The organism is Pseudoalteromonas sp. NZS127_1, assembly GCF_015864295.1.
GTDB lineage: Bacteria > Pseudomonadota > Gammaproteobacteria > Enterobacterales > Alteromonadaceae > Pseudoalteromonas > Pseudoalteromonas arctica.
In genome coordinates this window covers 1-25,072 of record NZ_JADYXO010000029.1, presented here as the reverse complement: position 1 = coordinate 25,072, position 25,072 = coordinate 1, and the positions used below count along the sequence as shown (strand labels likewise).

The 25,072-nt window shown below is 38.8% G+C and carries 20 protein-coding genes and 1 pseudogene; all 21 read left to right on the top strand.

Annotation, left to right across the window (positions count from 1 at the left end; translation table 11 throughout):
* Positions 1-10 precede the first annotated feature (10 nt).
* On the top strand, positions 11-1,003 hold the full coding sequence (tagF, locus tag I6F50_RS18510) for a type VI secretion system-associated protein TagF (protein ID WP_007584486.1): 993 nt from the start codon (positions 11-13) through the stop codon (positions 1,001-1,003).
* A complete protein-coding gene (locus I6F50_RS18505; RefSeq protein ID WP_197176979.1) occupies positions 1,000-2,571 on the top strand; it encodes a TssA family type VI secretion system protein in 1,572 nt (523 codons plus the stop codon). Before tagF ends, I6F50_RS18505 begins: the two co-directional genes overlap by 4 nt.
* A gap of 76 nt (positions 2,572-2,647) precedes the next feature.
* A complete protein-coding gene (gene tssB, locus I6F50_RS18500; RefSeq protein ID WP_165729453.1) occupies positions 2,648-3,169 on the top strand; it encodes a type VI secretion system contractile sheath small subunit in 522 nt (173 codons plus the stop codon).
* Positions 3,170-3,179: 10 nt separating this feature from the next.
* Positions 3,180-4,706, top strand: a complete 1,527-nt coding sequence (gene tssC / locus I6F50_RS18495) for a type VI secretion system contractile sheath large subunit (RefSeq protein WP_024594497.1) — start codon at positions 3,180-3,182, stop codon at positions 4,704-4,706.
* A gap of 154 nt (positions 4,707-4,860) precedes the next feature.
* The gene (locus I6F50_RS18490; protein ID WP_024592020.1) at positions 4,861-5,193 is read left to right on the top strand and encodes a hypothetical protein; all 333 of its coding nucleotides are present in this window, start codon (positions 4,861-4,863) and stop codon (positions 5,191-5,193) included.
* Positions 5,174-5,677: a hypothetical protein gene (locus tag I6F50_RS18485; protein WP_197176977.1), complete on the top strand. Its 504-nt coding sequence runs from the start codon at positions 5,174-5,176 to the stop codon at positions 5,675-5,677. Before I6F50_RS18490 ends, I6F50_RS18485 begins: the two co-directional genes overlap by 20 nt.
* Before the next feature lie 144 nt (positions 5,678-5,821).
* Entirely contained in the window at positions 5,822-6,307 is a 486-nt protein-coding gene (locus I6F50_RS18480) for an Hcp family type VI secretion system effector (RefSeq protein WP_007584479.1), read from the top strand.
* A gap of 56 nt (positions 6,308-6,363) precedes the next feature.
* Positions 6,364-6,768, top strand: a complete 405-nt coding sequence (gene tssE, locus I6F50_RS18475; RefSeq protein WP_197120039.1) for a type VI secretion system baseplate subunit TssE — start codon at positions 6,364-6,366, stop codon at positions 6,766-6,768.
* Between the two features lie 25 nt (positions 6,769-6,793).
* On the top strand, positions 6,794-8,512 hold the full coding sequence (gene tssF / locus I6F50_RS18470) for a type VI secretion system baseplate subunit TssF (RefSeq protein WP_197120040.1): 1,719 nt from the start codon (positions 6,794-6,796) through the stop codon (positions 8,510-8,512).
* Positions 8,509-9,492 carry a type VI secretion system baseplate subunit TssG gene (gene tssG, locus I6F50_RS18465; RefSeq protein ID WP_197176969.1) on the top strand — a complete coding sequence of 328 codons (984 nt, stop codon included), beginning with the start codon at positions 8,509-8,511 and terminating at the stop codon, positions 9,490-9,492. Before tssF ends, tssG begins: the two co-directional genes overlap by 4 nt.
* An 18-nt stretch (positions 9,493-9,510) precedes the next feature.
* The gene (gene tssH / locus I6F50_RS18460; RefSeq protein WP_197176960.1) at positions 9,511-12,246 is read left to right on the top strand and encodes a type VI secretion system ATPase TssH; all 2,736 of its coding nucleotides are present in this window, start codon (positions 9,511-9,513) and stop codon (positions 12,244-12,246) included.
* Positions 12,247-12,271: 25 nt separating this feature from the next.
* Positions 12,272-14,293: a type VI secretion system Vgr family protein gene (locus I6F50_RS18455; RefSeq protein WP_197176991.1), complete on the top strand. Its 2,022-nt coding sequence runs from the start codon at positions 12,272-12,274 to the stop codon at positions 14,291-14,293.
* A 17-nt stretch (positions 14,294-14,310) separates the two neighbouring features.
* The gene (locus tag I6F50_RS18450) at positions 14,311-14,727 is read left to right on the top strand and encodes a hypothetical protein (RefSeq protein ID WP_165729459.1); all 417 of its coding nucleotides are present in this window, start codon (positions 14,311-14,313) and stop codon (positions 14,725-14,727) included.
* A gap of 4 nt (positions 14,728-14,731) precedes the next feature.
* The gene (locus I6F50_RS18445) at positions 14,732-15,892 is read left to right on the top strand and encodes a hypothetical protein (protein ID WP_197176957.1); all 1,161 of its coding nucleotides are present in this window, start codon (positions 14,732-14,734) and stop codon (positions 15,890-15,892) included.
* Entirely contained in the window at positions 15,882-16,913 is a 1,032-nt protein-coding gene (locus tag I6F50_RS18440; RefSeq protein WP_197176956.1) for a DUF2169 domain-containing protein, read from the top strand. The genes I6F50_RS18445 and I6F50_RS18440 overlap by 11 nt, the downstream gene beginning before the upstream one ends.
* The gene (locus I6F50_RS18435; RefSeq protein WP_165739414.1) at positions 16,903-17,802 is read left to right on the top strand and encodes a hypothetical protein; all 900 of its coding nucleotides are present in this window, start codon (positions 16,903-16,905) and stop codon (positions 17,800-17,802) included. Before I6F50_RS18440 ends, I6F50_RS18435 begins: the two co-directional genes overlap by 11 nt.
* Entirely contained in the window at positions 17,799-18,824 is a 1,026-nt protein-coding gene (locus I6F50_RS18430; protein WP_197176955.1) for a DUF4150 domain-containing protein, read from the top strand. Before I6F50_RS18435 ends, I6F50_RS18430 begins: the two co-directional genes overlap by 4 nt.
* Complete coding sequence (locus I6F50_RS18425) at positions 18,821-22,678, top strand: toxin VasX (protein ID WP_197141865.1); 3,858 nt, start codon at positions 18,821-18,823, stop codon at positions 22,676-22,678. The genes I6F50_RS18430 and I6F50_RS18425 overlap by 4 nt, the downstream gene beginning before the upstream one ends.
* A 26-nt stretch (positions 22,679-22,704) precedes the next feature.
* Complete coding sequence (locus I6F50_RS18420; protein WP_231613036.1) at positions 22,705-23,874, top strand: hypothetical protein; 1,170 nt, start codon at positions 22,705-22,707, stop codon at positions 23,872-23,874.
* Positions 23,875-23,974: 100 nt separating this feature from the next.
* Positions 23,975-24,721, top strand: a complete 747-nt coding sequence (locus I6F50_RS18415; protein ID WP_197141863.1) for a hypothetical protein — start codon at positions 23,975-23,977, stop codon at positions 24,719-24,721.
* A 115-nt stretch (positions 24,722-24,836) separates the two neighbouring features.
* A pseudogene (locus I6F50_RS20350) lies at positions 24,837-25,072 on the top strand (hypothetical protein); the annotation flags it as partial.

Genomic DNA, 25,072 nt, shown 5'->3' with positions numbered 1-25,072 from the left:
CCGCCTAGCAATGTTTAATTTATTTACTAAAAAGAAAACACCGACACTGGTTAAGCAACACAGCTTTGGTTTTATGGGTAAAACACCAATAAGACCAGACTTTGTAAAGCTTAATATTTCATCTAGAGAATCGGTTGGATTTGATCATTGGTTGCAAGAGGGCTTTGCACATTTAAACCGTGGTAGAAAAACAACGGATACAAGCCACTTGAATGGAACTAAGTCGTTGTTCTTTATATCTGGCAATGCTGATGATGGTGGTTTACTTGGCGTTTTGCAGCCAAGTAAAGATAGCAGTGGTCGGTTTTACCCATTTAGCTCTTTTGTACATAGTGGGCTTGATACATATAAGCGTCACCCGGCTTTTCTATTTTTATTTGCAAGCCAAGTAATAGAGCACCTTTTAGGTGTAAATGAAAATATTAAACAAGCTGCCAGTATTAATGAAATGGAGCAAAAAGCACAAGATTATAACCGTGTAGCTGATGCACTTAAACAGCAACCAAACTTAACTCTAGAGCTTGATAAACTTAGAACTATTCCGATGAGCGTTTTTTGGCAGCATTTAGGCCTGAACGATATTGCTAAAAGAGCAATTTTAATTGAAGAGCTATCGGCTGTGCTTAAATCGATTGCAAATAGAGGGTGTTTAAGAAGTCAGTTTGGTATTCGCCTACCAATGCCTAGTTTTAGTCATGAAAGTGCCTTAGTTGCCGGGTTTTGGTTGCACTTAGTTGCATCTATGGTGGCAGATCATAATTGGCAGCCTTGGTTTTTTTATCAGTTAGGTGATGAGAATCAAGCGCCAAGCTTAACCATTTTTTGTAGGCCTATTCCAGCGTCATACTTTAATAGTGTGTGGGAATACGATAAAAAAACAAACGATATTGTTGATCTATGTAATTTAAAAGTAGAAAAACAGCCGTCTTCACAAACACTTAATTTTGCTGATATGGATAACGTGAGTGTTTACGATGCACTTCGTCGTTGGTGTAAATCATGAGTAATAAAGCGCCGCATACACATACCACCTGGATTGAATGGCTTGAAGCATTAAGTGCTCCTCTGCCGGGGAACAAGTGTGGAGAAGATTTAAAATATGAAGAAACATTTAAAGCATTAAAAGCATCTTCATCAGGGGTGGGGGAAGTTGACTTTAAAGTGATGTTTATACAAGCATCCGATTTACTCAACACTCAAAGTAAAGATTTACGCATAGTAAGTTATTTAGCACTAGCTGCAACAAGTGAGTTTGGGGTTACAGGTTTAACGCATACGTTATTGTTATTTAATCGTTTGTTGACTACTTATACGGATGAGGTACACCCACTAAAAGCCAGAATGCGCGCTGCAGTCAATACATGGTTTTTGCAACAGCAAGAGCGTTTAAAAGGTGTTGCCCAAGGCCATAATACAAACGCTGAGCAATGGCCTGAGCTTATAGCTGCTTTAACCCAATACAACGAGCAGTGTGTTGGGTTGCTAGATAACGAATCTGGCCCTCTATCGACTTTGAATGAGTGGGCTAAAGAACAAGAAAAACGAAACCCAGTGCCTGTAGCTGAACCAGAGCAAGAAGAAAAAGCGATTAGCACAGAGCAAAAATTAGCTGAGAATTCAGCTGTAACGGCTCCAAAATCAGAAACTAATAATTCGGCACCAGCCGCAGTTGCTAGCCAGGTTAGTATTGGTAATGCTGATATTGCCTCAGATACAGCGTATTTAAGTGCGGTTAGGCAGCTACTTAACTTTGATAAAGAACAAAATAACATTGAACGAGTAATAAAGTTATCGCGAGCTGCACGTTGGACAAGATTGGCATTACCGGCTAACGAAAATGGAAAAACGCGTTTACCCGCTCCAAGAGCTGCAGCATTTGCTCCAATTGAAAATGCATTGGCAAGTGATCAACCTGAACAAGCTTTAAATTTAGCCGAAGGGTTATTTATGGAAGGAGCTATGCAATTTAATTTAAACCTTCAAGTACTTAGTTTAAATGCATTAAAAAAATTAAATAAATTGCCGCTAGTTTATTGGCTTGAACAACAATTAGTGAATTTAAATGAGCAGTTTCCTGCTTTAGTTTCCCTACAGTATGACGATGGAAGCCCGTTATGTTCATCTGTAAATAAAGAGTTTTTAAAAGAGTTATCACATTCTGCAAAAACAGAGTCTGTTAGCTCCCAAAGTAGTGCGTTTGATGAGCAATATAGCGAATTAATACAAGACGTCGAAAAAGGGCAGTTATCGACGGCATTAATTAAAGTCGATCAAATAAATATTTTAAACGATTTTGACAAAGCTCAAGCGCAATTATTAAAGGCTAAGTTATTAATAAAAGCTGAGCATTACGAACATGCTTTAGCGTTGTTAGGGGTGTTACTAAAACAAATAAAAGCGCATGATTTAGCGCAATGGCAACAATGTTTTTGCATGGAAGTATGGCGATTTTCCAAGCAGTGTTATGCAAGTTTGTCACAAACGCCAGAAGATGAAATGAGTTTAGCTGCTAAACATATTAGTCAGCAAATGATGGTAACTAACCCAGCACAAGCATTAGCGTGGGTTTAGTTACAAGGGCTTGACTAATATGTCGAGGTTTAATTGGAATTGAGTCGGTAGATAACCAAACTGCAAAGGAAAAAACATGAGTGATACATTTCAAAAAGAGATCCCCAGAGCTCGGATCAATATTTCGTTAGAGCTTGATACAGATGGCGCTTCACAAAAAAGTGAATTGCCATTAAAAATGCTAGTAATTGGTGACTACTCAAATGGTCAAAATAGCCAAGAACTATCTGAGCGTGAGCGCGTAACAATTAATAAAAATAATATTGAGCAAGTGCTTAAAGATATGGCGCCTAAAGCGAACTTTCAGGTAGCAAATAAAATTAAAGGTGAGGGCGAAATTAGCGTAAACCTTGAGTTTGATTCTTTTAAATCGTTTGACCCAGAATCAGTTGCTTCTCAAGTGCCAGAGCTTAATAAAATGATGGCTATGCGTAATTTACTTCGCGACCTTAAATCTAATTTATTAGATAACTCATCACTTCGTAAAGAATTAGAGCGTGTATTACAAAATCAACCAGAGCTAGATGAATTAAAAGCTAAACTGGATGAAATTGCGCCGCTGGCTTCTGAAGATGAAAAACAACCAATAACTGAATAAGGAGATTACCATGTCAATGCAAGAACAATTAAATGTTGCCGCGCATACCACGGAGCAAGCTCCTTTATCTACTTATGAAAATATATGTGGAATGGTTGATATTTCTCCAGTTTCAGATGAAATCAAACTTGATTCATTTAGAGATGCAAGCAACCTAGCCGAAACTCGTGCAAATGAGCGCTTAACAGCAGCTATAAATGTATTTTTAGATATGGCTAGCAGTAGCGGTCAAGAAGTAACGCGAATTGATAAATTACTTTTAGATGATTACATCGCAAAAGTAGACATTATTATTTCTCAGCAGTTAGACCAAATTTTACATCATCCAAATTTTCAAAAAATGGAATCAGCATGGCGCTCGTTACGCTACTTAATTAGCCGTACGCCTAACAACGCTAATATTAAAATAGAAATGCTTGATGTAGATAAAGAAACTCTAAGAGATGACTTTGAAGAGGCGCCAGATACAACGCAATCTGCACTATACAAGCATGTATATACCTCAGATTACGATACGCCAGGTGGTGAGCCAGTATCTACAATGGTTTCGAACTTTGAATTTGATTGTTCGGCACCCGATGTATCGTTACTGCAAGAAATATCTCGTGTATCTGCAGCTGCGCATTGTCCGTTTATGGGTAGTGTAGGTCCTAAGTTTTTTCTTAAAGACTCATTGGAAGAAGTGTCTAAAATCCAAGATTTGGGTTCTTACATGGAACGCGCTGAGTTTCTTCGTTGGAAAAACTTCCGTGAATCAGAAGACTCTCGTTACATTGGTTTAGCATTCCCACGCTTTTTACTACGTCTACCTTACGGTGAGACAAATCCACTTCGTAACTTTAATTACCAAGAAGATGTAAGTGCGCAGCATCATGAGCGTTACTTATGGGGTAATGCAACATTTGCATTTGCTGCAAACATTATCCGTAGTTTCCATGATAATGGTTGGGCTGTAAATATTCGTGGGCCGCAATCAGGTGGTAAAGTTGATAATCTTCCGCTGCATTCATTTGAAGCTGGTAAAGGTGTAGAAACTAAAATACCAACTGAAGTACTGATTTCTGAAACTAAAGAACTTGAATTTGCTAATCAAGGTTTTATACCGCTTAGTTATTATAAAAATTCAGATTTTGCATGTTTCTTTTCAGCTAATAGTGCCCAAAAACCGCAGGTTTTTGAAACAAATGAAGCAACAGCTAATGCAAGAATTAACTCACGCTTACCATATATTTTCTTAGTATCGCGTATTGCGCATTACTTAAAGGTTTTACAACGTGAAAATATTGGTTCAAGCAAACCTCGTCATGAATTAGAGCAGCAGCTTAATGATTGGCTTGGCGCATTAGTAACTAAAATGAACAACCCAGATGAATCTCTTATTGCTACGCATCCGCTAAAAGATGCAAAAGTAACTGTGGCAGAGATTCCAGGTAACCCTGGTTATTACAGAGTAAGTACGTACATTGTACCTCATTTCCAAGTTGAAGGGATTGATGTTCGTTTAGCGCTAGTAGGGCAAATGCCTGGCGAAAAATGAACTGCTACGCCGCCAATGAAACGGATTTAAGTACTATCAAATGCGTCTATTTGGTGAGTAGTTGGCTGGTGTACATAAAGGATTAAGACTTATAGTCTAAAAAATTGCCCCAAGTTGGTTGCAACCAACTTGGGACATTAAAAGGAGTTTAAAAATGAAGTGCCCAAATTTAAGTGGATTGGAGTTTTCTAAAAAAAATCTAGAGTATTTAGATAAAGCTAGAGAACTTACTAGACATACAGATCAACTTACAAAAGCACTAAGCTTCGGTAGTCTAGCTGCAATTTTTGTAGGTAATGGGGCCTTGGTCGCACAATTTAATATATCTAATACAGATTTTGCTTTGATGGCTGAGTCGTTATCCTCAGTGTCAAAAATTAAAAGATATGAGCTACAAAAAATTTCATATAGTGCTTATAGAAATAGTAGTTCTTATAAAGAGCGAGAATTTTGGAAGGCAATGATAAATGGTTGTAAAAATGATTAGAATATTGTGTATGTTCAGCTTGTTTTTGGTTTGCATTGCAAACGCAGTGGCCAGTGATAATAAAGTTTTTTTTGCGAAGAAAAAGCTACAGCTAGCAACAGTCGCATTTGAAAAGCAGATGGATAAATGTTTTTCAAATGCGAATAAAGTAAGCAGTACTGAGTTACAAAATGATGGTATTAGCTTAGAGATGACAAAGACAGCTATTGATTATATGCATTATTCTGCGCTGAGTACTTGCATGAAAGTTCAGTACGAAAATTATTTAAAAGCAGGTTACTTTTACAAAACAGTTACATTAAGTAAGGATATTGGTGATATTGATAGCTTTGTTTCAAATACTTGGGTATCTGAATTAGACGCAGAGTATAAGTTTAAGCAATTACCTAAAAGTGTACAGCAACACTTCGAAAAGTTAGCTGTTTTGCAAACTCCATTTGACGCGATGTCGTTAATACTAGAGTTAGATAATCCGTCTTTGTAAAAATTGCCCCAAGTTGGTTGCATCCAACTTGGGACATATTCCCCAGTGGCATGAAGCAGAGGGCTTTTTGGGGGGCATAAATATTACTATTTATGCCAATGCCAACTAACAGGAAACACTTCATTCTAAAAGGAGAATAATGAAATGGCAATTCCAGCGTACATGTGGTTAAAGGATGACCAAGGTAATGACATCAAAGGTTCTGTAACTGTTGCAGAGCGTGAAGGTTCAATTGAGATCCTACACTTTGATCATGAACTTCGTATTCCTACGGATAACGATACAGGTGAACTTACAGGTACTCGTAAGCATGAACCTTTTGTAATTACAAAAGCTGTTGATGCGGCTACGCCGTACTTGTACAAAGCGTGTTCAAACGGTCAAACACTTAAGCAATTAGAGCTTAAATGGTACCGTATTGATGACACAGGGACTGAGCGTGAATATTTCTGCCACAAGTTGGAAGATGTAAAAATCACTTCGATCTCACCAACAATGCATAACGTTAAAGACTTAGACAAGGAGCGTTACCCGCACCTTGAAACAGTTTGTCTACGTTACAAACGCATTACTTGGACTTACTTAGATGGCAACATCGAGTTCTCTGACTCTTGGACTGAAGGTCGTTAATTAGTCAGTAATTTTGAAGGATATGCGCAAGCATATCCTTTTATTGAGATGTAGATATGGCGTTATTCGATTTTTTAACTCAACCAGTTACACGCAATGGCCATCATGGTTTTCAAACTGATGAGCAGGTTAGTGTGTGCAAGCATTTAAATGAGCTTTTAAATGCAAGAAGAGGCGTGTTAAAGCACTTGTCTGACTATGGTTTGCCCGATGTAGAGGATATTTACGAGGGGTTACCATATTCACAACACACGTTAGCGTTTGAGGTTAAAAAATTGATAGAAAAGTACGAACCACGCGTACGATATGCAAATGTAACACCTGTTGAAATTAAAGAAGATAATTGTGTAATAAGGCTAGATATTCAAGCGTTTTTAACGAGCGGACAAAGTATCAAGCTAAACACTCGATTTGAATCTGGCGGTAAAGCAGACGTTATGCAACATGCAAAAAAACAATAATTAATATTATTTAAAGGATTGATGAATGCAGCAATATTTTGATGCACAAATGCGCTTGTTAACCCAAGCTGGTAAGCAGTTTGCTCAGTTTTATCCTGAGCATGCAGGAATGCTTAACATTGATGCATTAAAAGATAGAGACCCTCATATTGAGCGCTTATTAGAAGGCGTGGCGTACTTAACTGCCCATACTCAAAAGCGTTTAGATGAGTCAGTACCTGAAGTTTCAGAGCAAGTGCTGCGTCAACTGTGTCCAATACTCCTAAGTTATTATCCTTCTAGTACTGTGGTGCAATTTAAGCCTAAATTGGCTATGCAAAAAACACACTCTATTTCAAAAGGTTTACAGCTTAATCCGCCTAAAGCAAAGGCCGATAATAAAAAAATAATTTTTAGCACAACTCACGGTTTAGACGTTGTCCCATTAGATGTTGAGCATGTTCGATATCAAGAGTCGCACTTAGGTGCAGAGCTACGAATAGGGCTTAAGTTTGTATGCCAAGGTGAACGCAGTAATTTTGATTTATCTAAACTAAACTTTTATTTACGTGGCGATACACCATTATGCAGTGCCTTATTTCAATTATTAAAAACACCTAATAAACAAGCAGAACTTGATTTTGGTGCTAACCATTTTGAGTTCAATAAAAAGTTAAAAGCAAAAGGTTGCAGCGCTACTTATTTAGATATAGATGGCGCTTTACTGCCTAGCGCGGCTAAAAGTCATCCCGGATATGCACTTTTACTTGATTATTTTAATGCAAAAGATAGGTTTTATTTTTTAACATTTGATGGTTTAAAAGACGAAGAGTTTCCTGAGCATATTGACCGTTTTGAAATCGTATTTAGGGGGGATAATAAATTACCGCCGGGTCATCAGTTAAGTAAAGAGAACATTTTAATCAATTGCGTGCCAGCAGTTAATTTATTTAGCCAAGCTGCAGAGCCAATTAAAATAGAGCCTAACCGTACTGATTATATGATAAGTGCAGATCAGACTCGTTTTGACCACGTTTTTAGCTACACGGTTGATGCAGTTGCCGGTCGAAATTCTGTAACGGGGCAATCGTATGATTATACGCCTCGTTATCAAAGCGTATTTGAAGACGAGAAAAAGCTATTTACTGTGCTCACTAAAGATGTAGGTGCAGCAGCCCCAACTCATTATTTACAACTCCCTTTTAATTTAGAAGATGAAAAAGAAACTCTATCAGTTGATTTAACCTCTTTTAATGCTGGTTGGCCTCGTCAGCTTTTGCAAGAGGGAGACTTGAGCGAAGGCGGAAAAGATATGCCGAGCATCGTTGAGGTTAAAAATGTTATACGCCCAACTAATTATTTAGCATGTCCAAGTCAGCCAAAGCATTGGCAGCTTATTAGCTTGTTAAATGTAAAGTTTTCGCAAATTACGCAAGTTACAGAGCTAAAAAGGTTACTTGTGTTGTTTGATTGGTCTGATAAAGCTGAGAATAGATTAAGAATTGAAAGCATTTTAAAAATAACAGCAACGCCAATCAGTCAAATTAAGCGCGGAATATTTATCAAAGGTGTTGATGTACTTATTGATATTGATGAAAGCAAATTTGTTGGTGATGCCGATTTATATCATTTTTGTAATGTATTACATGAATTCTTTTTAATGTATGCCCCTATAAACGAAAGCGTACAAACGCGTGTTAATGCAATTCCTAGTTATAAGTCATGGAGTTGGGATATTGAACCAGGTAAGAGCTATCAGCTATGAGTTATGCTGAGAAAAGCCATGCGCATCCTGTTTGGTCTAAGTTACCCGCCCCAATAGAGCTACTTATAGAGCAGCCTTGGCGGTTTAACTTATTTAAAGCGATGAGCTTAATAGAAAAACATTGGGCCGCATCTCAAGAGTTAGAGCAAGGGATTAGTAACAGAGTTGTTTTTAAACCTTTTAAAGAGCTTGGTTTTCCGGCTACTGATGTACGCGAATGTGTATTAGAAAACGACGGCAGGGGAAGATTAAGCTTATCGACCTCTTTTTTAGGCTTGTATGGTGTAGATGCACCCATGCCACATTATGTATTAGAGCAAGCAGCAAGCGATGAACAAAGCGGTGATCGCGTTCGTCAGTTTTTAGATATATTTAATCATGTACTTTATTGCCAACTTTTTCAGGCCTGGAAAAAGTCGCAGATTAATATAGCGGGTAGAGGCGCGAGCCAATTTGATGGGTTAGTTGAATCTATTTTACTGGGTAAAACAGATCAAAAAATTCAGTGTGGTATTGCCAGTTTAAAGCAAACTAGTGCAGCAGGCTTAGCGCAGCTTCTTAAACATAGCTTAAATATAGACACGCTAAAAGTTGACGACACACGAGCTAATTGGCAAAAAATAGATACGCCAAGTGCAATAGGCGAAGAGAGCCAAATGGTTTTAGGTAACTCTGCAGTACTTGGTACACAGGTATTGGTTAGCGGAAGTATTTTAACAATAGATATAGGCCCAGTTAATAGTGATACAGCCATGAGCTTAACGCCAAGAAGCGAAGAAGGTATAAAAATGGCTGCACTTCTGACTGCGCATCTACCAAGTAATGTAGAGTGGGTTTGCCAAATAAAGGTAGCTAATGAGGCGGTTGCTGAGCAAGCACTTGGTCAGCAACCGTTAGTACTTGGACACAATTCATATTTAGGGGCTGCAGCTGCAAATACAACAACACATAGCTACAGTCATCAACAGTATAAACACTAAGGAATTAAGGATAAAAAAATGGATGCTAAAGGTATAAAACAACTCATAGATAAATTAAATGGCCACACCGCAACAGCACTTGAATCAGCCGCTGGGTTTGCGAGTAGTCGTAGTCATTTTGAAGTGCTTCCTGAGCATTTACTTATTAAGTTGATGGAAGAAGGAAGTAATGGTGACCTTGAGCACATTTTTCATTTTTTTAATATTAATCAAGATAAAGTATGGCATGAGCTATTAGACTTTTTAAATAAACAGCCTGCCGGTAATCAAAGTAAGCCTACATTTTCTCGTCGTTTATACGAATGGCTAGAGCGTGCATGGTTAAGTGCTAATGTTCAGCATAAAAGTGATTTTATAACAGGTGCTGCGCTTATTGATTCATTAACAGAGTTATTACCTTACAGCCCTGTACTTCAACTACCGGCTTTACTGGATAAAATAGATTCACGCTTTTTAGCTGAAAATTTAGATAAAATTTGTCAGCAATCTTCAGAGCGTTTAAACCCAGTAGCTAAATCAAAGTCTGCAAATCAAGCAGATTCATCGCACGGTACAGCTGCGCTTGATGAGTACTGTGAAGATTTAACTGAAAAAGCAAAACAGGGTAAAATCGACCCGGTTCTCGGTCGTAATGACGAAATTCGTATGATGGTCGATGTGTTATGCCGTCGAAGAAAAAATAACCCTATTTTAGTGGGTGACCCAGGTGTAGGTAAAACAGCAGTGGTTGAAGGTTTTGCCCAGCGTATAATTGATGGGCAAGTACCAAGTGATTTGCAAGGCGTACGCTTATTGGTGCTTGATATGGGGTTATTGCAAGCAGGTGCCGGAGTTAAAGGTGAGTTTGAGCGCCGCTTAAAAACAGTAATCGACGAAGTTAAAAATTCAACAACGCCAATAATTATGTTTATTGATGAAGCACACACTTTAATTGGTGCCGGTGGTGATGCAGGCATGAGTGATGCGGCAAATTTATTAAAGCCAGCATTAGCGCGCGGAGAATTAAGAACCGTTGCTGCTACAACATGGAGCGAGTATAAAAAATATTTTGAACGTGATGCCGCACTAGAACGCCGTTTTCAGCTTATTAAAGTAGATGAGCCAACAGAGCAAGCTGCTCAATTAATGCTAGCAGGCTTAAAAGATAAATATCAAGAGCATCATAATATTCAAATTACGGATGATGCTATAGAAGCTGCTGTTGTTTTATCGTCGCGCTATATAACAGGTCGCCAATTACCAGACAAAGCTATTGATGTATTAGACACCGCAGCGGCAAGAGTGCGTATGTCGTTTGCTACAGATCCTGCTGCTATTGAGTCTGAGCGCGAGCACATTAATTATTTAGAAACCAGAATTAATAGCCTTAATATAGAGCTAGGCCAAGGTTTAGTTGTTGATAAAGATAAGCTTACCCACTTAGTTGAAGAGCTGGTTATTGCACAAAATAAATTGGCGCAACTTACTCACTCGCGTGAATCTCAAATTTCGACTTTGAGTCAAATTAACGAGATAAAGCAGGCAACTGATCAAGAGCTTGATAGCGAATCATTACTGACACTTCGCCAATCGCTTAAAGAGCAAAATACACAAGACAACGGCTTATTTAGTGAAGTAGATGCAGATGCTGTTGCACAAATTATTTCACAGTGGACCGGTGTGCCTGTAGGGGCAATGGTAAAAGATCAGATTAGTAATTTAATTAACCTAGAAGCCACAATTAGCCAAGAAGTTATAGGGCAACAGGCAGGATTGGCTAAAATAGCGCAAACGCTAAGGGTGAGTAAAGCCGGCGTAAGTAACGATGAAGGTCCGCTAGGCGTATTTTTATTGGCAGGCCCCTCAGGTGTAGGTAAAACAGAAACCGCTCGCTGCTTAGCTAAACAATTATTTGGTGGCGATAAGTTTTTAACCACTATAAACATGAGTGAGTACCAAGAGTCGCACACTGTATCGCAATTAAAAGGTTCACCTCCGGGGTATGTTGGTTATGGAGAAGGAGGTGTATTAACCGAAGCGGTAAGGCAGCGTCCATATTCAGTAATTTTACTTGATGAGGTTGAAAAAGCGCACAAAGATGTAATGAACATGTTTTATCAAGTATTTGAGCGTGGCACCATGCGTGACGGTGAAGGGCGTGAAATAGACTTTAAAAATACTGTAATTATCATGACATCTAATTTAGGCTCAGCAGAGTTAATCGATGCGTGTACACCGCCTACAGTTATAGACCTAAGTCCTCAAGATGATGAGGAAGAACAGGTACAGCAAAGCGAGCAAGAAGCAGCTATTAACGAAGCGCTAAATCCAACGCAAGCACCTATAAATGAAGACGGAACACCTTGGAAAGTACCATCAATCGGTGCGCTTACTGATTTAATTAAGCCGCAGCTACTTGCTTTTTTTGCGCCGGCTTTGCTTGCCCGTATGCAAGTTATACCTTACTTAGCGCTTGATTCAGAAGCACTGCAATCTATCGTTAGCCTGAAACTTGAAGCTATTGCTACACGTTTGCACGAAAACCACAAAATGCAGCTACGAGTAGATGCCAGTGTTTTAGAAAAACTGACTACTCAATGTACGCTTTCTGATAGTGGTGCACGTATGGTAAATGCAGTTATAGAGCAGCAAATACTCCCTGGTATCGCTAAATCAATTTTAGAGTTTATGGCAGAAGAAGACATGCCTGATATTTTAACGCTGGCTGTTGACGAACAAGACGAAATTACAGCGACATTTGCAGATAACGCTTAAATAAAAGGACGTAAAAATGGGATTCATGGACATATTTAACGAACTCAAGGCCAATAAAAGTCACTTTAGTGTTGCTATACAAGGCATGCCTGACGGAATGGTCTATGTAACCGACTTTGAGTCTAGAGACGATCGTTTATGTGAAGACTATGAATTTAAAATCCAAGTATTGAGCCCTGAGCATTTAACATCTGAAATGCTAATAGGCAAAGATGTATCGTTATCACTAGTGTGGTCAATGTTAGATCGGACTATATCAGGGTTAATTAGTGGTTTTATAGCGCATGGTCAAAGTCATCAGGGGTACCACTATACTTTGATCATGAGTTCTCATTTAACATTACTTAAGCATCAGCATTCTAACCGTGTATTTACTGCTATGGATGCAGGTAAAATTATTTCGAGCGTGTTTGAAAAAGCAGGTTTCCCTGCGCAAAAATTAAATGTGCAAGCAAGCTCAACCATGCTCGATATGACCGTGCAGTACAACGAAACTGATTACGAATTTGTAACACGCTTAATGCGTAAGCACGGTTTTGTATACAGCTTTGTAGAGCAAACGGGTGGTGAATGTACATTGTATATTTGCAATGATTCTAATGGTATAGCGCAAGAGTTTGATGAAATAAACCTAAGCTATGTACCGCCATCTGGGCAAGTAAGAACGAGTGAGTCAATTTTTGCTATAAGTAGACAGGCCCAATTATTTCCACAAAGTACGCACTTAGATGATTACAACTACCAAGCTCCGGGTAATTTGCAAGTTTCAAAAAATAACAGTGCGTCAGTTATTGGTTTTGGTGAAGATAGTCATTACGGTGATAATTACGGGCAATCAAACGAAGGCCAAGACTTAGCAACTATCAGACAGCAAGCGTTTGATTGCCAACGTGAGCAAATAATAATAGATACAGACTGCAGGGCGCTTCGCCCTGGTATGCGTTTAAATATTTATGACCATCCAGAGCATGATGGTCAGTATTTAGTGACGCGTGTAGAGCACAAAGGTAGCCAAAGTGCTTCGGTTGAATACGGCTCAAATGTGAAGGGTTTAACGTATAAAAACCAGGCTTATTTAACTAGTGTTAATCAGCCTTATAAAGCTCCATTACGCCCAGCGAGGCGAGTATTTGCAACGTTTAATGCATTAATTGAGCAAGAAATTGACGACAAAGGTAACTACGTAGTAAAACTACCATTTAACCAAGATGGAGAAGGCCAAGAAAGCCGTCCTACACGTTTAATGCAACCTTACGGCGGCAGTGGGCACGGTATGCATTTTCCACTAACGCAAGGTACAGAAGTGCTCGTGTGTGGTGAAAATGGTGATTTAGACAGGCCTATAATTTTAGGCGCACTTTATAATGAAAATGCTCCAAACCCTGTTACAAGCGAAAACCCAACTGAAAACAAATTAGTAACTAAAGCTGGGCACAGCTTTGTAATGGATGACAAAAAAGGCGAAGAGAAGATAAGCCTTGCCAATAAAAACAATAAAAACCAATTAATACTCGATGCAACAAATGGTGCGCACCAGGCAATGTTAAAGTCTGTTGATGGTGATGTTAAAATTTCAGCGAAAGAAAACCTTCAGTTTGTTGCCGAGAACGACGCAAACTTTACAGTCGCTAATAATTTTACAACCCGAGTAGAAAACAATCTGCAAATTCAAACCCGCGAGGGAGATATTACAGTTACCTCGGCTGCGGATTTAACTCTAAACTCAGCCTCAAATAGTCGTATTCAAGCGGCTGACGGTAACTTAGAGCTCACAGCAGCTGATGAGCTTAAAATGCAAGCGCAGCAAGACATTAGCGTTTACTCGGTTGACGGCAACCTTGAGCTACAAGCACCTCAAGGTGATTTAGAGCTAAATAGTGGCGGTAACATTACTATAAAAGCAAATGGGCAGGGTTCAATTCAGTTAAGTCAAGGTGGCGCAAGTATAGAAATTGATGCTGCGGGTAACCTCACAATTGATGCCACTAATATAACGTTAAGTGCCACTAATATAGCAATTAAAGGCAGTGCAATTAGTAATAACTAAGTTAAAGGAGTAATTTAATGAACGCTAAAGTTAAAAGTATATTTAATCACGATCAGCAACTTGCACCTGTAAGTAAAGTTGATGAATTTGGCCGAGTTAAAGGCGTTACAATAAATAACGACGAACATAATGTGGTAGCACAAGCGGCGCATATAACACCATGCCAAGTGGGCGACACAGTACTGCTTACCCATACTGCACAGGGCTTTATAGTAACAGGCCTACTTGCAAATGAAGATCAAGCACCCGCTGCATTCATTCAAAATAGCCAAGGCCATATTGTTATTGAAGCTCAGCAAAGTATTAGCCTTCAAACGGCTAAAGGGACGATAGAAGTATTTGCCGACGGGACGATAGTGCTCGAAGGGCGAGATATAACGGCTAATAGCGAGCAAGATCTTACTTTGGCTGGCTGGCCAATTAGGCTCAATTAACACTATGTTTGCTCAAGTCGCTAAAGTTAAGCAGCATCAGCAGCGTTTAACTACTCTATTAAAACACAAACATAAGTTGCAAGCGCAAGGCGTTTATCCGCTTGCGCGACTCAATGTAATTGAAAGCCAATTACTAAATCATTTATACACACTCAGCGATTTAAAAAGTGATGCACCCACAGATTACTTTGCAGGTAAAAATTTAACACAAGTAAGCCGTTTAGCGCTTAATGAATTTATTACCCTTGCGATAGAAAGCCCAGAGCACCACAGTATCTACACGCTATTGCTACAAAGTCTTAATTTAAAAAGTGAACTTAACAGCGGCGAAACTTTTTTAGCTTTAAAGTCGGATAAACATTTAAGTTATTACAGTGTATTACAGCACTTACTTGGTTATTGGCAGTTAGATGATAATAAAGCACTGCGTAATAGTGTACTCAACGAAAAAGAACAGCTTGATAGCACCGCGATTACTTTACTTTTTTCACAGCAATTGAGTGAAACAGAGCTAAATAGTGCCATGTTACATGCTAACTTTGATATTGCTTATGCAGCACTCGTGAATGCCTATTGTAATAAAACAAGTAACTTATCAGACATACTATTTAAAGTATTTGCTAAAACAAATGATGACGACAAAAAAGCAAAATTACTTGCCCTAGCAGGGCTTACTAACGATCCGCGCTGGGATGAACCTTGCCTACTTTTTTGTAAAGCTAACCCCGGGCTTTGCCAACATGTACTAAGCCACTTTGTATATAAGCGTGCATTGCCTTTATTTATTAATTTAATGGCGCATGGGGTAACTCAAAAACCAGCTTACGCAGCATGGCTAATTATTACTAACAGAGCGCTTGCCCAAGCAAACAAAGTAACTGTAGTAGAATCAAATAACGAAAAAAACGTACACAGCGGCATAAACCTTGACGATGCAGAGCATGTAAGGCAAGCGTTTGCACTTGTCCCAGGGGATCAATTGTTAAACGGCGTTAGCTTTGTGTGCAGTAATGCAAAACAAAAATTAAAAATGCTTGCAGGTGAAGTTGTGCAACGCGTTGTAGCACCACATTATTCTTTGCAAAAGGCCTGTGGTTTGTACCATGTATTACTGAGCGCCAAACAATGGCAAAGTGTTATAGCGGAGAGCCCAAGTGCTGAATAACTTTTCTCCTTGGCAGGCTAGCTTTTTTGATGGTTGGTTGAGTGACCGTACGTTGGCTAAAGTTGTCCTTGTAAAACAAAATTTTGAATTTGACGAAAAAGGCAATGTAACACCAAACGAGCCCGGCCCCGATATTGTTTTAGCTGATGACTACGATGGCGACCCCGCATATACACCACTGAGTGAAGTAAACGAGCAAGTTGCCTTTAAACATGGATTTGAAGTGTATGGCAACTTTACAGCTTACCCACCTAAAGCCAAACAAGCACGAGTGATTGAAGTAGAGCTTGGTCTTCATAATAAAACGCAGCCACTATTTAAAAAACGTTTACGTGTAACTGGCGCACGCTTTTGGAAGCGCTCTTTACTTGGGCCTGTTGCAACTGATCCTAATATTATTGAGCCTACACCCATTAATTACAGCAATGCCTTTGGTGGAAAAGACTTTAACGATGAGTCTAATTATCTGCTTGAAAATCCGATAGGGAGAGGGTTTAAGCTTAAAAACAAACAAGCAAAAGGGCAGCAATTACCTTGCATTGAATACGCAAACCAACTACTTCGTAAACCGAGCCATACTACCCCAGTTGCAAGCTTTTCAGCTATACCATCACATTGGTCACCGCGTATAGAGCTTATGCCCGACATTGATCAAAAAGCACTTATGGCAGGCAATTACCCGTTTAAAACAGTACTTGATGAACATTTTAACAATATGGCACCGCTAGATCAGCGAGTAAGAAATGAGTTTACACAAGGGTGGGCGTTTTCACTTTCAGGGTTATACCCGTTACAAGCTTATGGGCAGCATCAGCGAGTTGAGCTTCCATTTGAAGAGCCTATTGTTCAGCTAGTTAACACATTAAACAGACATACCATTAGTTTGCGCTGCGATACGTTGGTTATTGATTCTGACGCGCAGAGTTTTTCTTTGTTATGGCGCGGTTATATTGACGCAATACACGTAGGCGCAAATAGCCAGTTAGTTGTGGCAAAAAAGGAAACTAACAATGAAGTTTGATGTACTTTGCCATATAAATGCCAGTGGATGTACACCAAGTAGCTTGTATACCGCTGTTGCAAATCAAATGTTGTTTTCTAAACCGAGTAAAGCGCTAATACGTTGCGATATAAGCTTAGATGCCCCCTACATAATGGTAGAAATAGAAGAGCTTGCTCAGCTTGATAGGCAAACCAAATGCTTACTGTTATTAAGTCAGTTGCTTGAAAATATTGATATTACAACACTTAGAAAAACATCCCGCATAAGCCAAATAGTGTTTGTATTACCACAGGATGAGTTAAACAACCCAGTAATAAGTGACGATACACTCAGTGAGCTTTTAGCTGAGGTGATTTCGCAGCAAGTCCCTGATTTTGAACAAACTACAACGCTTGATTTAAAAAGCATAGCGCCAGATACCCTCATTATCGCCGTAGATTCATGCGTTAGTTACCAGTATGTGAGTACTCAAGCAAAAAATAATGTAGTGCAAGTTTTAAATGGCCCCCCAGGTATAATTAATGGTGAAGGTGGATGTGCATTACTTACACATGGGCAAGGTGGGCTAGAAGCACAGCTTTTTAATGGCGAATTAAGTGAGCAGCTTAACCAAGCAGAAGCTCGCGTTAATGATACTTACTTATTTGCAGGTAAACAGTCGTTAGCATGGCAAAAAAAATGGTTTGCTAATACACAAACGCTATATACCCCAGAAGATGAATTACTAGAGCTTGCAGACTTAAACAACACAATAGGTTATCAAGGTGTTGCTAATAACCTAACAGGGTTAGTACTTACGCATAGCTATTTAAATAACCCATTAAGTGAAGGGTTAAATCATGTGTTTTTATTATTTAATTCACCCAATGAGCAATTAATAAAAATTTCAAGGAGTGAAAATTCATGACATACATTAATGCAGCCGCAGGTAAACAAGCGGGTAGTGTTCAGTACGATGTAGACGCGCTAACCGCCGATGTGCGCTCAGGTGGATCGTTAACATGGCGACACAACAACCCAACTTTGTTAGGACTTAATAATAGCGCACGAAGTAACGGCGCATTAGGTAAAGCCAGCAATGTTGCTATTTTTGAAGACAGAGAAGCCGGTGAAGCTGCTTTTTTAGATGAAATAGCACGCCCTAAATACCGTGAAAAAACACTCGGTGAAATGGTAAACACCTTCATACCCGACTATATAATTCCGCCACCAGAATGGGATGATGAAAAAAACGAACCTATTTTGCCGTGGAACGAGCCACAAACGGGTATGGACGTTAATACCCCTATAACAGACGCGCAGCTATTTTTAGATTTAGTCTCAAGTCACTTAGGGTGGCAAGCCGGCAGTCAAGAACAGTTAACCAAAGATACACAATCGCAAGCAGCGCAAGTAGCCACAGTATCAGGGCAAAATGTATTAATTAATGGCCGCACCGCAGTGCACCAAAGTAGCGGCGGCAAGCTAAGCACTATTGATATATGTTTAACAACGGTAGGCCCAAGTGTCATCCCAATCCCTTATCCAAATATGGCCGCAGCAAGCGATGTAGCAAGTGTGGCGGGGTCAGTAAAAATAAATGGTAACGGTGCTGCCAACATAAAAAGTAATTTTTCAAAAAGTACGGGTGATATGCCAGGTGATAAAAAAGGCCTAATGAGTGGCACTAACGATGGTAAAGCTGAATTTATTATAGGCTCATTTAATGTGCTCATTGAAGGCAAACCCGCAGTGCGCCAAGGTGACTTAATGATTTCAAACTCGAAAAACACCCCGCCTATGCCGCTAGCGCAATCAGGTGGCGCATCACCTAGAGGGTTAAGTGTGCAAGTGAGAAGTAGTTTGGGTGACCAGCAAGTCGGTAAAAAAATAGTCATAAAAATATCAGGATCTGAAAAGTTAGACGAAGATGGAGTGTCGATAATATGAGTGATATGAGTATAGCTAACAAAGTTAATATTATAGCTGAACATAGAGAACTGGTATTTGAGAGCCAATCTGAAGGGGATAAAAGCGTATCTTTAATGGTGAAGGATAAGTCAATTGACGGTCGCCAAGAAGGTTATTATAAGATACCGCTTTATAAAATAAATGCTAGAGATGCAGATGACACTGCAGTGGATATTGAGCTTGTTCATATTTTTCCTCTTCGCTACGCGCATCCTGATGATGAAATTGATGGAAATAAAAATAACCTAAGGAATGGCTTTCTATATGTATATTTAGATGGGCATTTATGGCGAGAACTTAAGGTAACGACAGATAAAGATGTAACAAGGTTTAATGATATTAATCTTGCTTGGCAGAAAGGCTCTCTTACTTGGAAAACAAATAAAGGCTTTCGTGAGGCGACTGGTGAAACACTTAAAACGATTATAGTACCTAATAAACTTAATGGAAGTAACTGCCAAGTACAAATTGCTTTTTCTGAAGTGCAGTGGTCGTGGAAACAAATTCAATTATTTGGAGGGTTTAATCCTGAAGACCCAAGGTTAAACTACGGAGAGCCGGTTAAGCCAGGAGATAATAATGCTGATGCAATAGAGCTTCGAAACAACAGATTGTTTACGTTAGATAAGCTTGATGATTTTGAGCAAGGCTATAGTAGCAATCAGTTACCTCAGCATGTTGTACTCGATGTAGTAAACAAAGCTGGAGTTTATTGTCCCGTTATACCCGATGCAATAGGAAAAGTAAGACAAGCCGCTGCAGATATCACGCTTACTCGCTCAGTGATTAGCTCACTACCGATTGAGCAAGTAGCAAATGGACAAACGGTTTCGAGTGTTGATGAGCTCTCAAAAGAGCAGCGAGGTGAGCTTGAATTAGCATCGTTTGTTCAACAGACCTTTTTTGCTTTCCCCCAGTCTGTGTCTGACAAATTAGCAACATATGGTGAAGACAGTGTCTCTGAGCAAGAGCAGGACATTGCTAATGATTATAAAAAGTGGGTAGAAAATAAATTTGATAAAACAGCATTCAGAAAGTTTCTAGCAACAGAAAAAGTGCTTGTGCTTGGTGAGTATATCAATGAGCTAAGAGCCAATGTAAAAGACCTTATAGAGGATGAAGATACTGCTTCTAGCTTTTATCAAAGTGCAAGAGATTATGCATACCACTCAGGTAACCGACGACTCGATATATATCAACTTATGTGTGACGTATTAGCCCCTCTAAAAGATTTAACGGCAGACTTGCTTCGCTCAAGCGTAGTGTATGACCAAGACGCGCAAAAGCTTAAGCAAATCGACAGTAATGACCTAGGACAGCACATAATCTTAAAAGTGTTAGGTACACACCCTGAGGATACCAGTGACCGTTCAAATTTATTGAAACTACATAAGTTACTATTCCCTGATGAAACCAGTAGTAAGCCAAATTTGACTGAATATAAGTGTTTTCGAGATAAAAAAGATCCTAAAAATGTTGATTTTTCTATTGATGAATTTAAGTCTTTGGAGAATCAAGATGATCAACTTGATGGTTATATAGAAGGCGATTTAACGCAAGTATTTAGGCGTAGTAGCCAAGCTATATGGGGCTTTTTTAATATTATTATGGAAGTACCATCTGCCACTTATTCTATGTCTCAAGGTGGCGGAACAATTAAAGATGTGTTTACTGCTCGTAGAAAAAAACAATCTACCCTTCAGCAAGAAAGTAATGAGGTAAAGCAACAAATATCAAACTTAAAAGAACAGATAAAAAATAAACAAAACGAAATTAAAAGTTCTGAAAAAACACGCAATGAGCTAATTCAAGAAGCGCGTAACCAAGGTATTGATAGCGATGATATCACCGAGCAATTAAACAGGCAGCTTAAACAAAGAAACAAAGAATTAGATCATTACAAAACATTACTTAAACAAGCAAAAACAAAAAGTAGTGTCACCCGTGCGCATTTATCAACGCTAAAAAGTGTGGGTTTAGACATGCTTAATAGTGAGGCACGTATTAAGTCAGTTGCGATGTCGTATAACCCCTATCAAAAAATAATGCATCTCGCGCACATGGTTTCGGATGGTTTACTCGTTGAGATTGATATTGATGTTAATGACTACTATGAAGGTAACTTACCTGATTCAGTCGTCCCGCTTAATTTTGACAGCCGTTCTAAGCGTGCCGAACAACGAATTTTAGAATTTAATAAAATAACCGAAGGTATTGACGAAGCACTGAGCCAGGGTAGTTACCCAGGCAATGGCGGAACGCGGCCCATTGTTAAACTTAAAGTTAACGATAAAGTAACCATACCCGCTCGTTTAGATCTTATTACAAGCTTAGATGGCTCTTTAAATGAACTTGAAGCCATGGTCACTAAGCAATACTACCAATCAGACAACGCCAAGAACAAAGTGATACAAAAAATGGTAGTGCTAGATAAGGATAAGTTGGCAGCACTAGAAGAAAGCTTTGATGAACTTAGTGATGATTTAAGAGAAGATGAAGCTAGGCTGGGGAAAACAAACTGGGATTTAACTGGGTATAAAGATCATAATAAATCCCTCAAAAAATACGCGAAAACAGCATTGGGTAAGCAGCAAATGGGCAAAGTTGGCTCTGCCAGTATTGGTGTTTTGCCGTTTGTTTCTGGGCTAGAAGCCATCAACTTTTATACCGTTATAACTGGTGATGGCGTTAGTGCGATAGATAAAGCATCAGCGTTTGCTGATTTAGTTGATATAATGGTGAATATAGGTAAAGACCTTATTGAGCGTCGTTATGGTATGCCAAGCTCTGGTCAGTTGATTTTATATGCTGACAATAAAGTGCCAGCTAGCGAGCTTAGTAAAAAAATACTAAGAGGAAGGCTCAGTGTTTTATCAGCAAAAGTAGCCCTATTTTACACTGCAAACTTTTTTACATTAGTAGCTGGTGCTATTAGTACGTATGTGGCTGTAAGAGATGCCGTTAATGAATATAACAAGGGTAATGTGGATCTTGCCACGGCTAATTCTGTTATGGCTTTAGGCTTTTTAAGCATGACCGCAGCGTCGGGCATTGCCATTGTCACTAAAGGGGCATCTGCATTGATCGCCGTATTTGGGATAGCAGGCTTAGTGATAATTCTAATTGCGGCAGGGCTTATTTATTACTTTAGCGAATCAGAGGTTGAGGCATGGCTACATGCAAGCCCATGGGGTAAGGCTGCTTTTATTAACGATGGTTCAATAAGTGTGCGAGCCGAACAATGGAGAAATCGCCCTGATTTAGCACTACTCGATATATATAACGCACTTTATAAGCCTTATACAAAAGTAATCGCGAATGAACATTCCAAAACAGTCTCAATGGGGTTAACAGCTCCCGTAGTAGCAGTGAAAGAAGGTGTCGATACAAAAGTTAGCTGGCGAATGCTTCCACCTGATAAGGGAATGCTAAATTATTATGCGGCATCATTATTAACAGATTATGACTCTAGACTGGCAAGGTTCACTAAGCATAAGCACTTTAGTCAAATTCCTTTAGACTCGGTTATTTTTCTTAAAAGTATATGGACTTTGCAGCCAGCTCGAACAGGTTGGCAAGCTGAAACAAATAACCACGTTTTATTGGCCGCGCTCGGGTTAGAATCAGGCGACCAAATAGAGCTTAAATTAGAGGCAACAGTTTATCCAAATGGCAAAGGCCAGCCGACTATTCAAGGTTTTAATAGTACCTATGGCTTACCAATCGAGTATTACAAAGCGGGTGAAAAACCTGGAGCATTATCTTGGGGTGATGACCGCAGGTACAGTCACCGCATTGGTCAAGTAATCAGCCAAGCAGTAATTAATTTATAAGAAGTAGATCGCGTAAAGGAGTAACTATGAACATAGATGATAAAAACGTAGAGGAAGAAAAAATATTTAATGAGCTAGCTGAGCGTCTCATTGCTGAAGAGGAAGATGGTTTAACTCACGAAGAACGAGAAAAAATAAAAAGAGAAAACCGTATTAACGCAATTAAACAGTGGTGCGTTGAAAATCCTGGTCGAGACCCCGCTAGAGCAAAAGATAAAACCATAAAGCAACTGGCTTTGGATGAAAAAGCGGTGGTGCGAAGAGAAGAGTTTAGAAAAAATAACCCCGAGAAAGTGGCTGAAATACGAAAGCGAACTAGAAACGAAAGAAGATACCGTGATAATAGAGCAACCTACGAAGAGCAACTGCCAAGAGACTACTTACATAAAGACAGCTATGAAACGCGATTAAAAAAAGCCGAAGCACTCAATGGTTGCAGGTTCAAAACTCGCACGTTTAAAAGTAAGCGTTTTACTGATGAATATGCGGCAGAGCTTGAATCCCCAGATAGTGGGTCAACACTTGAGGGACATTGGGTTCGCACCGATGGGCAACAACTTGCTATTTCATGGTTTGGGGGGTGGTCGAATTTATTTACTATTCTTGGCTTTGGTTGTACGAGCCTCGCATTACTCGTATTTGGTTTCCATATTCTTGCTCTTATCATGGACGGGTTTGAATATTTCTGGGTGATGGCTTCAATCTATGTGATGCTCTTTGGTTTAGGAGTGTTTACGTTAAAACACCGAGCTATTTTATCGCACCGAGATAAGTTTTACTTTAATCGCCATACTGGGCTTGTAAAAACTCCGCATACATTACTTAGAAAACCGTTTTACTTACCTTACGAAGATATTGTTTGCTATGGTGCAAATGAGCTTAATGTCGGCTCAGCCCGTGGTGGTTCACGCGTGTTTGTGTCCCTTATGGTGCCGTTAAAATACCCGAAACGTTATCGTCTCACTAAACCAATATTTTACGTGGGTGGTTTTAACCGAGAGTGGGATTCGCTGCAATATGCAACAGCCATGACTTTTATGGATACATCAATCCCGCTTGGCACGCATTTATATCAATCGATAGAGCACTACTTCAAAATCGATAAAGATATAACGGAAAAACACGCTTTTCCTGAGGAGCTAAAACCTTATTTAGACCCGGATGACTGCCAAGTAAACAGACATGAAGTATGGTGATGTAAAAAACAACGCTGAGCATAAATAGTAGCTTTACTTTATTAAAACCAACCTTAAATAATAGAGCTTTTATTGTTTAAGGTACTTTAAAAGGATTTTTATGAATCGCTTTGCATTTAAAAATTTATCACTCGCAATGCTTATGAGTTTTTTTGTCTATTTTTTATTGAGTTATAATTCATTAAACTCAAGACCCATTTTAAGTTTTAATAGTACTACATACGATAATAATATATGCAACACAGTAGCTGGAGCATGTTCGAGTTTAGTACCTTGGGATTCGTTTTTTTTATTACCACTGGTAATGTCTATAGTATTTTTTTTAGTATTAAAAACGGCTGATAAATTCAACCTCTGTGTCTATTTTTTTCTGTCTAATTTTTTTATACTTGTTAATGGTGATTACCCTTATGTTTTTTATTACTTGATTGAGGGTGGGGTAATTTTGTCATTGTTATGTTTCTTTAATTCGAAACAGAATAAAGATAAAAAAGAAAAGAATAAAAGTGACCGTTTTTTTCATTGTCGAAATTATTTAAACACATTAGATAAAACAGGCGTATTTACTGGGATGGCTGCTGAAAAAGAACTCTTATCATTCTTTTTGAACAGTTTTTTAATCTTATTTTCTTTAATTATTATGATTTTATTTCCTTTCTTAAGTTTTTATATTAAAGGTGAAATAGATTTTAATACACTGAGTTTCATATCAACTTCTTTTATTAAAAGCGCTTTTTTAAATTCAAATATAACGTGGTTTATTTTAATTACATTACTTTCCCTTTTGTCGTTGCTATACCGTAAAGTATATGGAATTAATTTAGCTAAAACTAACAATGAGCAATAGCTTAGCGCAGTAGTTGTTTATGGGCATACCTTAAGCGCATTATAAAAGCCGCTTTATAACTTAAAGGAAGTTTGAGCTTGAGCTATACATAGTTTGAGTTTGTTAAAGGAATAATATGTCTATTTATAATTACTTAGGTGGCCCGCTGGCTAAAAAAACAATTTTTAATAAATACTTTAATGCTAAGACAAGTAAAAGTCTTACAAGAAAATTTGGTGGATTATGTATTCTTTATGATTGGCTATATATCGATAAGTTAGGCCTAAAGGCACAACCCCAGCGCTTTCAAGTCCATTCATGCGGTAATGACCCCATGAGAGCACTTATCTTTGGTCCCATGTTTTTGGGGTT

Coding starts and splice junctions, on each gene's coding strand:
- tssE (WP_197120039.1), top strand. CDS start 6,364: ATGGCGTTATTCGATTTTTTAACTCAACCAGTTACACGCAATGGCCAT.
- tssC (WP_024594497.1), top strand. CDS start 3,180: ATGTCAATGCAAGAACAATTAAATGTTGCCGCGCATACCACGGAGCAA.
- tagF (WP_007584486.1), top strand. CDS start 11: ATGTTTAATTTATTTACTAAAAAGAAAACACCGACACTGGTTAAGCAA.
- I6F50_RS18450 (WP_165729459.1), top strand. CDS start 14,311: ATGAACGCTAAAGTTAAAAGTATATTTAATCACGATCAGCAACTTGCA.
- I6F50_RS18435 (WP_165739414.1), top strand. CDS start 16,903: ATGAAGTTTGATGTACTTTGCCATATAAATGCCAGTGGATGTACACCA.
- I6F50_RS18425 (WP_197141865.1), top strand. CDS start 18,821: ATGAGTGATATGAGTATAGCTAACAAAGTTAATATTATAGCTGAACAT.
- I6F50_RS18480 (WP_007584479.1), top strand. CDS start 5,822: ATGGCAATTCCAGCGTACATGTGGTTAAAGGATGACCAAGGTAATGAC.
- tssG (WP_197176969.1), top strand. CDS start 8,509: ATGAGTTATGCTGAGAAAAGCCATGCGCATCCTGTTTGGTCTAAGTTA.
- I6F50_RS18505 (WP_197176979.1), top strand. CDS start 1,000: ATGAGTAATAAAGCGCCGCATACACATACCACCTGGATTGAATGGCTT.
- I6F50_RS18445 (WP_197176957.1), top strand. CDS start 14,732: ATGTTTGCTCAAGTCGCTAAAGTTAAGCAGCATCAGCAGCGTTTAACT.
- tssF (WP_197120040.1), top strand. CDS start 6,794: ATGCAGCAATATTTTGATGCACAAATGCGCTTGTTAACCCAAGCTGGT.
- I6F50_RS18455 (WP_197176991.1), top strand. CDS start 12,272: ATGGACATATTTAACGAACTCAAGGCCAATAAAAGTCACTTTAGTGTT.
- I6F50_RS18420 (WP_231613036.1), top strand. CDS start 22,705: ATGAACATAGATGATAAAAACGTAGAGGAAGAAAAAATATTTAATGAG.
- I6F50_RS18415 (WP_197141863.1), top strand. CDS start 23,975: ATGAATCGCTTTGCATTTAAAAATTTATCACTCGCAATGCTTATGAGT.
- I6F50_RS18490 (WP_024592020.1), top strand. CDS start 4,861: ATGAAGTGCCCAAATTTAAGTGGATTGGAGTTTTCTAAAAAAAATCTA.
- I6F50_RS18430 (WP_197176955.1), top strand. CDS start 17,799: ATGACATACATTAATGCAGCCGCAGGTAAACAAGCGGGTAGTGTTCAG.
- tssB (WP_165729453.1), top strand. CDS start 2,648: ATGAGTGATACATTTCAAAAAGAGATCCCCAGAGCTCGGATCAATATT.
- I6F50_RS18485 (WP_197176977.1), top strand. CDS start 5,174: ATGGTTGTAAAAATGATTAGAATATTGTGTATGTTCAGCTTGTTTTTG.
- tssH (WP_197176960.1), top strand. CDS start 9,511: ATGGATGCTAAAGGTATAAAACAACTCATAGATAAATTAAATGGCCAC.